Here is a 13,496-nt window from a genome sequence, read left to right as displayed (position 1 = left end):
TTTCGCGATGCGGTCCAGCTTAACGGACTCGCCCCGCATCGCCGTTAACCAAAACCAGGCCGCTACGATGTAAGGCATGGCTAAGAGCGGAGGAAGCTGGCGCGAAGGACCGGAACTGCCCAACCAGTTCACCGGCGAGGACGTGATTCCGGAGTACCCGGGCCAGTTCCTCGGCATGCCGAAAGAGGGTCCGGGGTCGCAGGCTTCGGTGGCGCGGCGCATGGGCGGCGTGATCATTGACTGGTTGATCTGCCTTGTCGCCGCCACCATGATCACCATGAACACGGACGCGCTGGGGGATCGCGCGACGCTGACCTACCTGCTGTGGCTCGCCCTGGGCATCCTCACCGGCTGGCTCTTCGCCAAGACGCCGGGCATGGCGATGCTGGGCATGGGTGTCGCGCGCGTGGACGCGGAGGCCCCGGTTGGCTTCTGGCGGGCGGCGTTGCGCACCATCCTCACCGGCTTCATCCTCCCCGCCGCGCTGGTGGACGCGGACGGTCGCGGCATGCACGACCGCGCCACCAACACCACCGTCATCAGGGCTTAGCTCGCTTTTCGACGTCCGCTTTTCGCCGTCAGCTATTAATCGGCCGCACGTCTCCGTCCAGTACCTTGCCGAAGTTGATGTGGTGGGAGAATGCCCAGTCCGGATCTGTGATCAGGCGGGCGATGATCAGGCCGCCCGCGATGAAGAGGACGTTCAGGGTGACATCCACAACCGCGAACAGGGCGACAGGGGTATTGCCGACGGCGAAGTTGTGTACGGCACGGTAGATCGTGGTGCCCGGGATCATCACCACTGCCGACGGGATGGTCACCGTCACGCGCGGTACAGATGCGTAGATGCCTAGGCGGCTACCGAACAAGCCGATCACCAGCGCGGCGACACAGTGCGGAACTCCTCGCCGTGGTGGAACGTGCAGCTGATGGTGTTGAAACCGACCAAGACGTCGGCCTTATCGAAGCCGAGGGAGCGGGCGCAGCGCTTCACCGCGCGGATCACCCGGTAGCTCGATGCGCCCGCGGAGAGCAGCAACATGCCGAAACGCAGAGCAGTGTTCGCCTCTTGGGCAAACTCAACGTGATTGTCAGCCACGCCAGCTCACTCTATGGCGAGATGGCAAAACCCGCAGCACCGGGGAGGTGCTGCGGGTTGGGTTCCAAGCGATACGTCGAGTAGCTACTTGCCCTGGCGCTGCTGCATTCGGCGCATCTTGCGGTTCATGCCGGCCATGCTCTGGGCCTGCTTCGGCATCGGGCCGCCAGGCAGGCCCGGCACCTGGCCGGGACGGGTGCGGGCATCCATCGCATCCAGCTTTGCGGAAAGGCCGTAGACCTCTTCCTTCTTGTAGTTCTTCGGCAGCTTGAGCAGGTGCTTCTGCAGGTCCCGCACGCGCACCTGGCCCTCGCCCTCGCCGGCGTAGACCTCGAAGATGGGCACGCCCGCCAGCAGGCGGTCAACGCGCTTGTGCTCCTTGGCCATGAGCGGCTTGAGGCGGTTCGGGTTGCCCTCGCCGACCAGGATCACGCCCGGGTTGCCCACCACGCGGTGCACGGTGTCCATGTGCGTGTTGGCCTGCACGCCGTTCTTGGTCAGCCAGACAATGCCCATGGTGTTGCGCATGTTCTCCAGCGTCCAGCCGGCGGCGCCGGGGGTGTCGCCCACCTCGTCATACATGGAGCCCTCGAGGCGGCGGGAGAAGATGAACATGGCCAGCACTGCACCCATCAAAAGGCCCAGGAAGAGCATGTACCACTGGCCGTCCCAGAGCAGGCCGATGAGGAAGAACGCAAGGCCCATGCCAAGGAAGGCGAGGAGCATGTAGGGCAGCAGCTTCTTATCCCGCTTGCGCTGGATGTTGAACGCCTGCCACACCTGGCTACGCGTTTGCTTGCCCTTCGCGCGCTTCGCCGCGCGCTGCTCCTTCTTCGCCGCCTTTTGGGCGGCCTTCTGTGCGCTGGTGTCCTGCTTCGCCATGTGGCCTACTCTAGGTCACCGCGCCTTACGCGACCAAAGAGGCCACGGGCGCGCGCCTCGCGGCCTCTCCGAGCTCAGGCGCGCACGAGCCTAGCGAGCGGTAACCGGGGTGTCCTTGCTCTCGCCGTACTTGGCCAGCAGGGTAGAGGCCTCCTGGGCGGTATCGCCCTGGGACGTCTCCGCCAGGTGCTTCAGGTTCTCCGGCAGCTCCAGGCCGCGGTGCTGCATAGCCTCCACGTACAGCTTGCCGGCGCGGTAGGAGGAGCGCACCAGCGGGCCGGACATGACGGCGCCGAAGCCCATTTCATACGCAGCATCGCGGTACTCGATGAACTCTTCCGGCTTCACCCAGCGGTCGATCGGGTGGTACATCGGGCCCGGGCGCAAGTATTGGGTGATGGTGATGATGTCGGTGCCGGCATCCACCAGGTCCTGCAGCGCCTGCATGACCTCTTCCTGCGTCTCGCCCATACCCAGGATCAGGTTGGACTTGGTGATCAGGCCGAAGTCGCGCGCCTGGCGGATCACGTCCAGGGAGCGGTCGTAGCGGAAGGCTGGGCGGATGCGCTTGAAAATGCGCGGCACCGTCTCCACGTTGTGCGCGAACACCTCCGGGCGGGCCTCGAAGACCTCCTGGAGCAGGTCAGCCTTGCCGGAGAAATCCGGGGTGAGGTTCTCCACACCAGTGTGCGGGTTCAGCTCGTGGATCTTGCGCACCACCTCGGCGTACAGCCACGCGCCCTCATCCTCCAGGTCATCGCGGGTGACGCCCGTGATGGTGGAGTAGTTCAGGTTCATCTCGCGCACGGATTCCGCCACGCGCTGCGGCTCATCGCGGTCCAGCGGCTCCGGCTTCGCGGAGTTGATCTGGCAGAAATCGCAGCGGCGGGAGCAGTTCGCGCCGCCGATGAGGAAGGTGGCCTCGCGGGATTCCCAGCACTCGTGGATGTTGGGGCAGCCCGCCTCCTGGCACACGGTGTGCAGGGACGCACCCTTGACCTTCTTCTTCATGTCCTCATATTCAGGACCGGTCTTCACCGCGTTGCGGATCCACCGCGGCTTGGTCTCAATCGGCGTCTCTGCGTTGCGCTTCTCAATGCGGAGCAGTTTCCGCCCTTCAGGTGCGATAGTCACGTCTCCTACCGTAACAACGCTGTCAAGAACGCCGTCCGGGACGCAGTGGGCCGTGCGAAGGCTAGCCTTGCTTCGGGCGCTTACGCAGGCCTTTCGACGGATCCGGGGCAGACCCGAAGGAGTGGTCTGCAACCACAAGCTCGCCCGCCAGTGCCCGCTCCAGCGCGTCGATCACCGGCGGCGTCATCTCCGCCGGCGTGACATCGCGGCCCAGCTCCAGGCTCATGGTGGTCACGTCCGCATCATCGATGCCGCAGGCCACGATGTGGTTGTAGTGGTCGAGCGTGTTGTTGCAGTTCAGGCTCAGCCCGTGCATGGTCACCCCGCGGGTGATGCGGATGCCAAGCGCCGCCACCTTCCGGTCCCGCGTGGACGCCGCCGGATCCGCCGCACGCGTGGTGCCGGGCACCCAGACTCCGGAGCGGCCGTCGATACGCCCGGCAGTGCCCACCCCGGCCCGGCGCACGGCCTCGATCAGCGCTTCCTCCAAGCGGCGCACGTAATCCACCACGTCCACCGGCTCGGCGAGTTTGATGATGGGGTAGACCACCAGCTGGCCCTCGCCGTGCCACGTGATGCGCCCGCCGCGGTCCACGCCCACCACCGGCACGGGGTAGGACGGATCCGGCATATCCACCGGCTGCGTGCGCTTGCCCGCGGTGAACGTAGAGGGGTGCTCCAGCACCAGGATTGTGTCGCCCACCTCGTCTTTCGCGCGCTTTGCCGCGATCTCCGCCTGGATGTCCCACGCCTCCTGGTAATCGATGAGACCCATCGAGCGGACGTCGATAGGCGCGGAGGAAGCCCGGATGGATTTGTCTGCGGGGAAGAACGGGTCGCGCGGTGCAGTCATACTGGGCAGTGTAGCCCCGCCCACAAACGCGAAAGGACAGCCGAATGGGAGCCCCCGAATTCATCAGCCAGGACGAGCTTTTCCGCCGCGTCAGCCCAGCTCAGGCCGTTGACGCGCTCATCGATGCGCTGCGCGCCGGTTTCGACCCCGCTTTAGACCTCCCGCGCACGCGCTACGACGTCTCCGGCGGCACCATGATGCTCATGCCCGCCAGCGTCGCGGACTTCTTTGGCGTCAAGGTGCTCTCGCTCGCTAGCGATGCCGCCTCCCGCGCCATCCCACTCATCCAGGGCTCCTACTTGCTTTTCGACGCTCACTCGATGGCCCCCGTCGCCACCATCGACGGGGCCGCGTTGACAGCGCTTAGGACACCGGCAGTGTCGCTCGCGGGGGTGCGGGATTTCCTGGTGCAGTCTGGCGAGCCGCTCAAGGCCGTGATCATGGGCACCGGCCTGCAGGCGCGGGCGCACGAGGATGCGCTGCGCGACGTGCTGGACGGCGTGCGCGACGTGGAGGTTACCTACATCGGCAGGTCGAAGCCGGAGGACCTCGAGGCGTGGTGCGAGTCCGGTAGTGCGGAGGCGGACGCCGCGCTGGGCGCCGCCGGGTTGGTGATCACGGCGACCTCGGCCACCCAGCCGATTGTGACGGCGGCGCAACTGCGCGAGGACGCGATCGTGGTGGCGATGGGCGCGCACACGGCGGACACGCGCGAACTGGCGGGCGACGTGTTCGCGGGGGCCACCGTGATTGTGGAAGACGTGGAGGTGGCGCTGCGCGAAGCCGGCGACGTGGTCCTGGCAATCAAGGAGGGCCACATCCAGGCATCCGACCTCATCGCGTGGAAGGACGCTGTGGATGGCACAGCTGCGGATGGCGTAGCTGCGGCATCTCCAGCCACGAAGCGGACCGGCCGCGTGGTGTTCAAGACCACCGGCATGCCCTGGGAAGACGTAGTGGTGGCGGCCATGGCATATCAAGCCACAGCCGCCACCACGTAAAAGCACTAAGCGGAAAGGGTTAGACGCCGTTGGCGGCCGCGTAGTCGTCCGCCGTCATCAGCGGGCCGACCTCCTCAACCTCAACCTCGAAGAGCCAACCGGCGCCGAACGGGTCGTTGTTGATGGCCTCGTACGCGCCGTCAATGTCCTCGTTCACCGCGGTGACGGTGCCGGTGACGGGGGAGTAGAGGTCGGACACACTCTTGGTGGACTCGATCTCGCCGCAGGTCTCGCCAGCGGTGACGGTGTCGCCCACTGCCGGCAGCTCGGCGAAGACAACCTCGCCCAGGCGGTCAGCGGCAACGTTGGTGATGCCCACGCGCACGGTGGCGCCCACCGCAGTCTCCGGGGTGGCGTTGATCCACTCGTGGTCCTCGGAGTAGTAGAAATCGGGCTGCAGAGCCATCGGCCTTACGCTTCCTTTCGAGAGTAGAACGGTGTTGCACTGATAGTAAACGGATAGCGGCGTCCGCGAATGTCAATCTCCACTTCGGTGCCAATTTCCGCGTGCGCCGGGTCCAGGTGGGCAAGCGCCACCGGGTGGCCCAGGGTGGGCGACGGCTGGCCGGAGGTGACCACGCCGATGCGGTCCTCCGAGCCTGCGAGGAACACCTCCGCGCCCTCGCGGGCCGCGCGGCGCTCCGTGGAGGTGAGGCCCGCGATGACCACGCTCGGCTCGCGGCCGATGAGCGCGTCCTTGCCCACGAAGTCCGCTTCCTTCTTGGCAAATGCGCGGCCCATGCCTGCCTCCACCGGGGTGATCTCGGTGGTCAGCTCATGGCCGTAGAGCGGCATCGATGCCTCGAGGCGCAGCGAGTCGCGCGCTGCCAGGCCGCACGGCGTGCCGTGGTCGATGACCGCGTCCCACACAGCCTGCGCGTCCTCGAACATGCAGAACAGCTCGAAGCCGTCCTCACCGGTGTAGCCGGTGCGGGCCACAAAGACCTCGACATCGCGGCCGTTCGCCTTCAGCGTGGTCCACGCGCCGGAGTAGTAGGCGAGGGGCGAGGGATCGTCGGCAAGCAGGGGAGTGAGCACCTCGAGCGAACCCGGTCCCTGGACCGCAACCAGCGCGACGGCCTGGGAGTCGTTGCGCAGCTCCACGTCGAAATCACCCTTGCGGGCCTGGAAGGCCTCCCACACCACGTCGGTGTTCGCGGCGTTGGGCACCACCATGAAGTGGTCCTCGGCGAACTTGTAGGTGATCAGGTCATCCAAGATGCCGCCGTCCTCGGCCACGATCATGGAGTACTTCGCCTTGCCCACCTTGAGGTTGGACATGGAGGAGATGAGGGCGTAATCCAGGAAGGCGCCGGCATCCGGGCCCTTGACATCAATCTCGCCCATGTGGGAGAGGTCGAAGATGCCGACGCCAGTGCGCACGGCGCGGTGCTCTTCGAGCTCGGAGCCGTACTTCAGCGGCATGGTCCAGCCGCCGAAATCGGTGAAGCTGGCACCCAGGGCTTCGTGGGTGGTGTGCAGCGGGGTCTGTGGCATCGCTTGAAAGCTCCTTAACTTCTCTACTTCTTGTTCTCTTCGGTGACGGTCACGTCGATCTCCTCGACCACCTCAGGGGTGATGTCGAAGGCCTCCGGCGGCGGGCAGGCGCAGATCAGGTTGCGGTCGCCATATGCTTCGTCGATACGGCGCACCGGCGGGAAGTACTTCGCGTGGGTGAGGGAGTCCACCGGGTAGGCAGCCTGCTCGCGGGTGAACTCGTACGGCCACTCGTCGCGCACCACTGAGTGCGCGGTGTACGGCGCGTTGTGGATCACGGACTTCTCGTACTCAACCTTGCCGTCGATGATCTCCTGGATCTCCGCGCGGATGGAGCGCATTGCCTCGATGAAGCGGTCCAGCTCGCCCAGGTCCTCGGACTCCGTCGGCTCCACCATCAGGGTGCCGGCCACCGGGAACGCCAGGGTGGGGGCGTGGAAGCCGTAGTCCACCAGGCGCTTGGCCACGTCCGCCGCGGTCACGCCGGACTGCGCGGTGATGTCGCGCAGGTCCAGGATGCACTCGTGGCCCACCAGGCCGTTCGCGCCGGTGTAGAGGACCGGGAATGCGTCGTTAAGCTCGTGCGCCACGTAGTTCGCCGTCAGCACCGCGTGCGCGGTTGCGGAGCGCAGGCCGTCGGCGCCGCTCATGGCGATGTAGGCCCACGGAATCTGCATGACACCGGCGGAGCCGTAGTAGGTGCCGGCCACCGGCACGCCGTGTGCCGCGGTGTCGCCGGACGTGTTCGGCGCGGTGTTGGGGTCAGACGGCAGGAACGGGATGAGGTGCTTGCCCACGCCGATCGGGCCAACGCCCGGGCCGCCGCCGCCGTGCGGGATGGTGAACGTCTTGTGCAAGTTCAGGTGGCTGACATCGCCGCCGAAGTCGCCCGGGCGGGCGATTCCGGTCAGGGCGTTCATGTTGGCGCCGTCGATGTACACCTGGCCACCCACGGCGTGGACCTTCTCGCACACCTCGCGCACCGTGTCCTCGTACACGCCGTGCGTGGACGGGTAGGTGATCATGATCGCGGCGATCTTCTCCGCGTGCTGCGCAATCTTGGCGTCCAGGTCCTCGAGATCAATCGAGCCGTCATCCGCCGTCTTGACCACAACCACGCGCAGGTTCGCCATCATCGCGCTCGCCGCGTTGGTGCCGTGCGCGGACGCCGGGATGATGCAGATATCGCGTGCCTCATCGCCGCGGGAGAGGTGGTACTGGCGGATGGCAAGAAGGCCGGCCAGCTCACCGGTCGCGCCGGAGTTCGGCTGCATGCTCACCGCGTCATAGCCCGTGATCTCCACCAGCCACGAAGCCAGCTCCTCAATCAGCTCGCGCCAGCCCGCCGTGTACTCGTCCGGCGTGAACGGGTGGATGTTGGCAAAGCCCGGCCAGGTAATCGTCTCCACACCAGCCGTCGGGTTCAGCTTCATGGTGCAGGATCCGAGCGGAATCATGGTGCGGTCCAGCGCCAAGTCCTTGTCGCCCAGCTTGCGGATGTAGCGCATCATCTGGGTCTCAGAGTTGACGGTGTTGAACACCTCGTGCGTGAGGTACGCCGTCTCGCGGACAAGGGCTTGCGGGAGCTTACTTTCGCTTGCGGACGCCACCTCGGCGACCCCAAAGCCCTCGAGCAGGGCCGCGAGGTCTTCCTCATCGCAGTCCTCGCCGAAGCTCACGGCCACAGCGCCGTCCAGCTGGCGCACCAGGTACCCGGCCTGCGCCAGCTTTTCGACGACACCTTCGCCACCCTCAACCACAACAGTGTCGAAGAAGTTCTGGTGGCGGACAGTCTGGCCGGCCGCCTCGATGCTGGCTGCGAAGCGGGTGGCGTTGGCGTGGATGGTCTCCGCGATCGCCTTCAGGCCAGCCGGGCCGTGGTACACCGCGTACATGGAGGCGGTGACTGCCAGGAGCGCCTGGGCGGTGCAGATGTTGGAGGTCGCCTTCTCGCGGCGAATGTGCTGCTCGCGGGTCTGCAGTGCCAGGCGGTACGCCGGGTAGCCCTCCGCGTCCTTGGACACGCCCACCAGGCGGCCCGGCAGCTGGCGGCGATATCCGCACCCAGCTCGCCGGGGGACTCGATGAGGGTGAGGGCCAGGATGTCCGCGTCCACGCAGACCAAGCCGCCGCGCTCATGGATCGCCTCGATCACGGCGCGCGGGTCAGCGATGTCGCCCTCCGTGCCCGGGTAGGCGATGACGGCGCCGACGATATCCTCGCCCACCACGCCCTCGGTGAGGTTGAGCACCTCAACCTCAAGGTCGAATGCGCGGGCGCGCTCCGCGGCGACGTTGATCACCTGGGGGTGCAAGCGAGCGTCGAGAAGCACCCGGCGCCCCTTCTTCACCACGCGGGACATCAGTGCCACGGCCTCGGCGGCGGCGGAGGCCTCATCCAGCAGGGAAGCGTTGGCGATGTCCAGCCCGGTCAGGTCCTGCACCAGGGTCTGGAAGTTGAGCAGCGCCTCAAGGCGACCCTGGGAAATTTCCGGCTGGTACGGGGTGTAGGCGGTGTACCAGCCGGCATCCTCCACCACGCCGCGGCGGATCACCGGCGGCGTCAGCGTCGAGCTGAAGCCCTGGCCGTAGAACGCCTTAAGCACGGTGTTCTTGGCGGCAAGCCCACGCAGGCGCTCCTGCGCCTCATATTCCGTGAGCGGGGCGGGCAGCTCAAACGGGCCATCTTTCAGGATGCCGGCTGGAATCGCAGCTTCCACAAGTGCGTCCAGGGATGCGTACCCGAGGGCATCCAGCATCCGCTGGTCCTCATCCTGGGTGGGGCCGATGTGGCGGGAAATGTAGTCCAACGAGAACTCCTTACGCTGGGCGGCAAGCATATTCATGCCCAGTATAGGAGGCGTGGACAAGGGCTAACCCCGCTCGTTAGAACTCATCCACCCCTGCTTCGCCGAACAGCCACGTCACTGCAATCGCGCCCGGGTCCGGCACCTCGGACGCGGACTCGCCGATGTAGGAGGCGCGGCCCTTCTTCGCCTGCATGCCGCGGGTGGATTTCGCGCCCTCCACAGCCGGGTCGAAGACCTGCTCCAGCACCGCCTCGACCGATTCGGGCGAGCCGTCCGCCACCTCTTCGGCAGCACGGGCAGCTGGGGCAAGCGCGTCGACCACGGTGTTGTCGCCCTCCTTCGCCCCGCCGAGCTCCGTCACCGCGTCCACACCGGTGCTGAGCGCCTTCGACAGGGTTGCGGCGAACTCACTTGCGTCCGCGGTGCGGGAATCCACCTCTGCCTCAGCGAACACCTCGCCCATCTCGCGGAAGAACGTGCCCAGCACCGCGCCGGACGTGCCGCCGGCCCGCACCAGCATCCGGTGGGCGAAGAACTCCAACAGCTCCGCATCGGAGCCCTTCAGCGGCGTTTCCACGTCGCCGAAGGCGGCCTCCATGTTGTTGCCGAAGTCCCCGTCGCCCGCAGTGCGGTCCAGCTCAGTGAGGTCATCGAATGCGCCGGAGAGCCTATCGACGAACGCACTCAGCCACGCATTCTCCTCGCCCTCGCTCGGCTGCTCCTTGTCATCCACGCTCTTCGCCGGCGCGAAGGCGGGGTCCTGCACCACGGCGGGCCAGGCGGGTGCGTCCGTCGGAGCGTCGATAAGCTCCAGCAGCTCCTCATCCACCACCGTGACCGTGAGGGAAATGCCCGCCATGTTCAGGGACGTGACCAGGGAGCCCCGCATGCCGCGGCGGACCGTGACCCCGCGGTCCGCGAGCTGGCGCAGCGCCTCGCCGAAAACCAAGTCGAGCTCGAGCTCGCTCGTGCCGCCGAGGCCGTTGACAAAGAGCATGACCTCCGCACCGTCCGGATCCACGCTGTTCTCATCCGCGTCCTTCAGGGAGGAGAGGATGCCGTCCAGCAGCTCCTCCACCAATGCCCGCGCGCTGGGCTGCTCATCTGACTGGTCGCGGCGCTCCACGCCCGGCTCTCCGTGGATGCCCACGCCGACCTCAATCTCCTGCTCCTCCAAGCTGAAGGTCTCACGATCATTCGTCGGCAAATGGCCCGGCTGCAGCGCCACGGCCATCGAACGGGACTGGTCGGCGGCCCGTTGCGCAACCTTGGCCACGTCCTCCAACGCGTCACCCCGAGCAGCTGCCGCGCCCGCGATCTTTTCAACGATGATCGTAGCGCCGGTGCCGCGGCGACCTGGGGAATCGTCGTCCTCAATCTCGGTGGCCACATCATCCGCCACCAGGACCTGCTTCACCTCACCTTCAACAGTGTTGGCGGCCACAGTGAAGTTCATGACGTCGCCGGTGTAGTTCTTCACCACGTGCACCACGCCGGCGCCCTGATCCGCCCACTCCGTCGCCGCAGTGATCTGCACGGCGTTGGGGGAGGTGAAGAGGAGACCGGGGCAGGCGGCGTCCAGCATGCCCGCGCCGACAAACCCGGCGTGCATCGGCTCGTGACCGGAGCCGCCGCCGGAGATGACGGCAACGCGATCACTCTCGCGCTCAGTGAGCGCGATGAAGCCCTCGTCGTGCCATTCGGCGTGGGGGTGCGCTGCTACCAGCCCACCGAGGGCTTCTGCCATGAAGTCGGACTTGTCGTTGCGGAAGGATTTGAACGTCTGCTGCTGGTTGTCCTGTGCCATGCCTCTCCAGTGTAGGCAGATGGCGCAAATTACCCCCGGAATGCCGAAACCCGGCCTCGCGGCGTGCGCGAAACCGGGTGAGGGGGCTTGAGAGATTACAGGCCGAGGTCGTCCTCGAAGTCTGCGGTCTCAATGCGGTCCTTGATGGTGGACACGAAGCGGCCAGCGTCCGCACCGTCAACCAGCTGGTGGTCGTAGGTGAACGGCAGGTAGCACATCTGGCGGATGGCGATGGAGTCGATGCCGTCCTCGGTGACAATCACCGGGCGCTTCTCAATCGCGGCGGTGCCCAGGATGCCGGCCTGCGGCGGGGTGAGCACCGGGGTATCCAGCAGCGCGCCCTCGGAGCCGATGTTGGTCACCGTGAAGGTTGCGCCGGACAGGTCGTCCGGACGCAGCTTCTTGTTGCGTGCGCGGTCAGCCAGGTCAGCGATCGCCTTGGCAATCTCGGCGATGTTCTTCTCCTGCGCCTTCTTGATCACCGGCACCAGCAGGCCCTGCGGGGTGTCCACGGCGATGCCGATGTTCACGTCCGGGTGGTAGGTGATGGTCTTGTCATCCGCGTTGTAGGACGCGTTGACGTTCGGGTGCAGCACCAGAGCCTCTGCGGCAGCCTTGACGAAGAACGCCAGGTACGTGATGTTGGCGCCGTGCTTCTCCACGAAGGCCGGCTTCACACGCTTGCGCAGCTCCGCAACGCGGGTGACATCCACCTCCTGCACGTGGGTGAGCTGCGCGGAGGTCTGCAGGGACTCCACCATCTTGGCAGCGGTGATCTCGCGGATGCGGTTGACCTTCTGGGTGGTGCCAATGAGCTCCTGCTTGGCCGGGTCCACGGACTTGGTGGACCAGTTTGCGCGCTCGCCCTTCGGTGCGGCTGCCTCCTGCTCCTGGCCCTTGGCCTCCGCCGGAGCCTCGTCCTTTACGCCGCCCTCGGCAGCGGCGATGACATCCTGCTTGCGGATGCGGCCGCCAACGCCGGTGCCCTCGATGGAGTTGAGGTCCACACCGTGCTTCTCAGCCAGCTTGCGCACCAGCGGGGTCACGTACGGCACCTTGTCGCCGCGGCCCTCGAGCTTCGCGGAGGTGTTGGAACCCGGCTCAGCGGTCTCCTTGTCCTCCTTGGCATCCTCCTCGGAGCGCTCGTTCTTTGCGGAGCCCTTTGCTTCCTTCGCCGGCTTCTCGTCCTTGGACTCTTCAGCCTGCTCAGCCTTCTTGGCCTCTGCGCGCTCCTCAGCCTTTGCGTCGTCCTCCTCGAGCTCCTTGGAGTCGTCCGCAGACTCTGCCTCAGCGTCAGCAGCGTCGGAGTCATCAGCGTCGTCGGAGTCGGACGCGGCAGCCTCAGCGTCACCGATGATGGCGATTACGTCACCCACCTCAACGGTGTCGTCCTCCTCAGCCAGGATCTCCAGGATGGTGCCTTCAACCGGCGACGGGATCTCGGTGTCAACCTTGTCGGTGGAGACCTCCAGCAGCGGCTCATCCACCTCGACCATGTCGCCCACGGACTTGAGCCAGGTGGTGATGGTGCCCTCGGTGACGGACTCGCCCAGCTCCGGCATCTCAACCTTGGTGGAGTTGCCGGAACCCTTCAGGTTCTTGGAGGAGGACTTGTCCTCGGACTTCTTCGGAGCGTCAGCCGGGTTGTCGCCCTCGCCCTCAGCGGAGTTGGAGTCCTTGACCTCTTCGTCCTCGTCTGCGACGTTGTCCTCGCCGCGGTTCTCCTCGTCCTCCTCTGCGGAGTCGTCAGAGTCATCAGCATCATTGGAGGAAGCAGCTGCGTCAGCGTCACCGATGCGGGCGATCACGTCGCCCACCTCAACGGTGTCGTCCTCTTCAGCCAGGATCTCGATCAGGGTGCCGGCGACCGGGGACGGGATCTCGGTGTCAACCTTGTCGGTGGAAACCTCCAGCAGCGGCTCGTCTACCTCAACGGTGTCGCCGACTTCCTTCAGCCAAGTGGTGATGGTGCCCTCGGTCACGGACTCGCCCAGCTCCGGCATCTCAACGTCCGTCGCGGAACCGGAAGAGGAGCCCTTGGCGGACTTCTCTACGTCCTTCTTGGTGTCCTCGTCCGCGTCCTCGACCTTGGCCTCAGGCTTCTCAGCCTCAACAGCGTCGTCTGCCTCTTCAGCCTCATCCGCGTCGTCGGAGGAGCCGGCCTCTTCGCCCTCCTCGCCGATGATCACGATGACATCGCCCACCTCAACGGTGTCGTCCTCTTCTGCCTTGATCTCAAGGATCACACCGGCGACCGGGGACGGGATCTCGGTGTCCACCTTGTCGGTAGAGACCTCGAGCAGCGGCTCGTCTACCTCAACGGTGTCGCCGACTTCCTTCAGCCACGTCGTAATCGTGCCTTCGGTTACCGACTCGCCCAGCTCGGGCATCTCTACTGAGTGCGCCATGTTTCA

General features: G+C 66.0%; 11 protein-coding genes and 1 pseudogene. 2 read left to right on the top strand and 10 right to left on the bottom strand.

The window, feature by feature from the left end; genetic code table 11:
• Positions 1-76: 76 nt before the first annotated feature.
• Positions 77-550 (top strand): RDD family protein, encoded by a 474-nt coding sequence (locus JZY91_RS07665; protein ID WP_234947294.1) that lies wholly within the window; start codon positions 77-79, stop codon positions 548-550.
• Positions 551-578: 28 nt separating this feature from the next.
• Here the strand turns inward: JZY91_RS07665 and JZY91_RS07660 are convergent, their stop codons facing one another.
• The 5 genes from JZY91_RS07660 to lipB form a co-directional block, all read right to left on the bottom strand.
• Positions 579-869, bottom strand: a complete 291-nt coding sequence (locus tag JZY91_RS07660) for a threonine/serine exporter family protein (protein WP_234947293.1) — start codon at positions 867-869, stop codon at positions 579-581.
• Positions 870-874: 5 nt separating this feature from the next.
• Positions 875-1,099 (bottom strand): threonine/serine exporter family protein, encoded by a 225-nt coding sequence (locus JZY91_RS07655; protein ID WP_234947292.1) that lies wholly within the window; start codon positions 1,097-1,099, stop codon positions 875-877.
• Positions 1,100-1,183: 84 nt separating this feature from the next.
• Positions 1,184-1,981, bottom strand: coding sequence for a DUF4191 domain-containing protein (locus JZY91_RS07650; RefSeq protein ID WP_234947291.1), 798 nt, complete (start codon positions 1,979-1,981; stop codon positions 1,184-1,186).
• Between the two features lie 90 nt (positions 1,982-2,071).
• Positions 2,072-3,115, bottom strand: a complete 1,044-nt coding sequence (lipA, locus tag JZY91_RS07645; protein WP_234947290.1) for a lipoyl synthase — start codon at positions 3,113-3,115, stop codon at positions 2,072-2,074.
• Positions 3,116-3,176: 61 nt separating this feature from the next.
• Complete coding sequence (gene lipB / locus JZY91_RS07640) at positions 3,177-3,968, bottom strand: lipoyl(octanoyl) transferase LipB (protein ID WP_234947289.1); 792 nt, start codon at positions 3,966-3,968, stop codon at positions 3,177-3,179.
• Between the two features lie 44 nt (positions 3,969-4,012).
• Between lipB and JZY91_RS07635 the strand changes: the two genes are divergently transcribed.
• On the top strand, positions 4,013-4,969 hold the full coding sequence (locus JZY91_RS07635) for an ornithine cyclodeaminase family protein (RefSeq protein ID WP_234947288.1): 957 nt from the start codon (positions 4,013-4,015) through the stop codon (positions 4,967-4,969).
• A gap of 19 nt (positions 4,970-4,988) precedes the next feature.
• On the opposite strand, the gene gcvH is transcribed toward JZY91_RS07635, so the two are convergent.
• The 5 genes and pseudogenes from gcvH to sucB all read right to left on the bottom strand — a co-directional run bounded on the left by gcvH (position 4,989) and on the right by sucB (position 13,490).
• Positions 4,989-5,375, bottom strand: coding sequence for a glycine cleavage system protein GcvH (gene gcvH / locus JZY91_RS07630; protein WP_234947287.1), 387 nt, complete (start codon positions 5,373-5,375; stop codon positions 4,989-4,991).
• A 5-nt stretch (positions 5,376-5,380) separates the two neighbouring features.
• The gene (gene gcvT / locus JZY91_RS07625; RefSeq protein WP_234947286.1) at positions 5,381-6,466 is read right to left on the bottom strand and encodes a glycine cleavage system aminomethyltransferase GcvT; all 1,086 of its coding nucleotides are present in this window, start codon (positions 6,464-6,466) and stop codon (positions 5,381-5,383) included.
• Positions 6,467-6,489: 23 nt separating this feature from the next.
• Positions 6,490-9,305, bottom strand: a pseudogene (gene gcvP, locus JZY91_RS07620) (aminomethyl-transferring glycine dehydrogenase).
• A 46-nt stretch (positions 9,306-9,351) separates the two neighbouring features.
• On the bottom strand, positions 9,352-11,082 hold the full coding sequence (locus tag JZY91_RS07615; protein WP_234947285.1) for a dihydroxyacetone kinase family protein: 1,731 nt from the start codon (positions 11,080-11,082) through the stop codon (positions 9,352-9,354).
• 95 nt (positions 11,083-11,177) lie between these two features.
• Positions 11,178-13,490, bottom strand: a complete 2,313-nt coding sequence (gene sucB, locus JZY91_RS07610; protein WP_234947284.1) for a 2-oxoglutarate dehydrogenase, E2 component, dihydrolipoamide succinyltransferase — start codon at positions 13,488-13,490, stop codon at positions 11,178-11,180.
• Between the last annotated feature and the right edge of the window lie 6 nt (positions 13,491-13,496).

The sequence above is a fragment of the Corynebacterium sp. CNCTC7651 genome (assembly GCF_021496665.1).
Lineage (GTDB): Bacteria > Actinomycetota > Actinomycetes > Mycobacteriales > Mycobacteriaceae > Corynebacterium.
The sequence above is the reverse complement of the archived record's forward strand: the minus strand, read 5'-3'. Positions and strand labels throughout refer to the sequence as shown.

What these genes read in the sequence shown, in the direction of transcription:
- JZY91_RS07665 (WP_234947294.1), top strand. Translation starts at nt 77, where the DNA reads ATGGCTAAGAGCGGAGGAAGCTGGCGCGAAGGACCGGAACTGCCCAAC.
- JZY91_RS07650 (WP_234947291.1), bottom strand. Translation starts at nt 1,981, where the DNA reads ATGGCGAAGCAGGACACCAGCGCACAGAAGGCCGCCCAAAAGGCGGCG.
- lipB (WP_234947289.1), bottom strand. Translation starts at nt 3,968, where the DNA reads ATGACTGCACCGCGCGACCCGTTCTTCCCCGCAGACAAATCCATCCGG.
- JZY91_RS07635 (WP_234947288.1), top strand. Translation starts at nt 4,013, where the DNA reads ATGGGAGCCCCCGAATTCATCAGCCAGGACGAGCTTTTCCGCCGCGTC.
- gcvH (WP_234947287.1), bottom strand. Translation starts at nt 5,375, where the DNA reads ATGGCTCTGCAGCCCGATTTCTACTACTCCGAGGACCACGAGTGGATC.
- gcvT (WP_234947286.1), bottom strand. Translation starts at nt 6,466, where the DNA reads ATGCCACAGACCCCGCTGCACACCACCCACGAAGCCCTGGGTGCCAGC.
- JZY91_RS07615 (WP_234947285.1), bottom strand. Translation starts at nt 11,082, where the DNA reads ATGGCACAGGACAACCAGCAGCAGACGTTCAAATCCTTCCGCAACGAC.
- sucB (WP_234947284.1), bottom strand. Translation starts at nt 13,490, where the DNA reads ATGGCGCACTCAGTAGAGATGCCCGAGCTGGGCGAGTCGGTAACCGAA.